The 1055-nt window shown below is 55.7% G+C and carries 1 protein-coding gene and 1 pseudogene; one reads left to right on the top strand and one right to left on the bottom strand.

From position 1 onward, the window contains the following. Nucleotides 1–91: 91 nt before the first annotated feature. A pseudogene (locus GTU67_RS15645) lies at nucleotides 92–313 on the bottom strand (hypothetical protein); the annotation flags it as partial. Between the two features lie 8 nt (nucleotides 314–321). Here GTU67_RS15645 and GTU67_RS15170 point away from each other — a divergent pair. After that, nucleotides 322–714, top strand: coding sequence for a PMP-22/EMP/MP20 family protein (locus tag GTU67_RS15170; RefSeq protein ID WP_185780810.1), 393 nt, complete (start codon nucleotides 322–324; stop codon nucleotides 712–714). The last annotated feature ends 341 nt before the right edge of the window (nucleotides 715–1055 follow it).

The following is a 1055-nucleotide window of genomic DNA, read 5'->3' as shown; positions in this document are numbered from 1 at the left end:
GGAGCGGGCGCTAGGGCGCTGGCAAGTGTAGCGGTCACGCTGCGCGTAACCACCACACCCGCCGCGCTTAATGCGCCGCTACAGGGCGCGTCCATTCGCCATTCAGGCTGCGCAACTGTTGGGAAGGGCGATCGGTGCGGGCCTCTTCGCTATTACGCCAGCTGGCGAAAGGGGGATGTGCTGCAAGGCGATTAAGTTGGGTAACGCCAGGGTTTTCCCAGTCACGACGTTGTAAAACGACGGCCAGTGAATTGTAATACGACTCACTATAGGGCGAATTGGGTACCGGGCCCCCCCTCGAGGTCGACGGTATCGATAAGCTTGATTCGCGGATCCTCTACCATTGACAATGCCTGGTGGGTAGGCGACAGCTTCTCTGCTGACCTCTGGAGAGTGTGCACCAACAGCACAAACTGTACCGAGATCAATGAGCTGACCGGCCCTGAAGCGTTTGAAGGTTATTCTGTGATGCAGGCGGTGCAGGCCACCACGATCCTCTCCACCATCCTCTCCTGCATCTCCTTCCTCATCTTTCTGCTCCAGCTCTTCCGCCTCAAGCAGGGAGAGAGGTTCGTCCTGACGTCCATCATCCAGCTCATGTCCTGTCTGTGTGTCATGATCGGAGCTTCCATCTATACAGACCGGCGCCAAGACCTTCACCAACAGAACAGAAAACTCTATTACCTACTGCAAGAAGGCAGCTACGGCTACTAATCGAATTCCTGCAGCCCGGGGGATCCACTAGTTCTAGAGCGGCCGCCACCGCGGTGGAGCTCCAGCTTTTGTTCCCTTTAGTGAGGGTTAATTTCGAGCTTGGCGTAATCATGGTCATAGCTGTTTCCTGTGTGAAATTGTTATCCGCTCACAATTCCACACAACATACGAGCCGGAAGCATAAAGTGTAAAGCCTGGGGTGCCTAATGAGTGAGCTAACTCACATTAATTGCGTTGCGCTCACTGCCCGCTTTCCAGTCGGGAAACCTGTCGTGCCAGCTGCATTAATGAATCGGCCAACGCGCGGGGAGAGGCGGTTTGCGTATTGGGCGCCAGGGTGG

This window comes from Pusillimonas minor, from assembly GCF_014237865.1.
GTDB classification, from domain to species: domain Bacteria; phylum Pseudomonadota; class Gammaproteobacteria; order Burkholderiales; family Burkholderiaceae_B; genus Neopusillimonas; species Neopusillimonas minor.
Note: the sequence above shows the minus strand (reverse complement) of the source record. Positions and strands in the feature narration are given on the sequence as shown.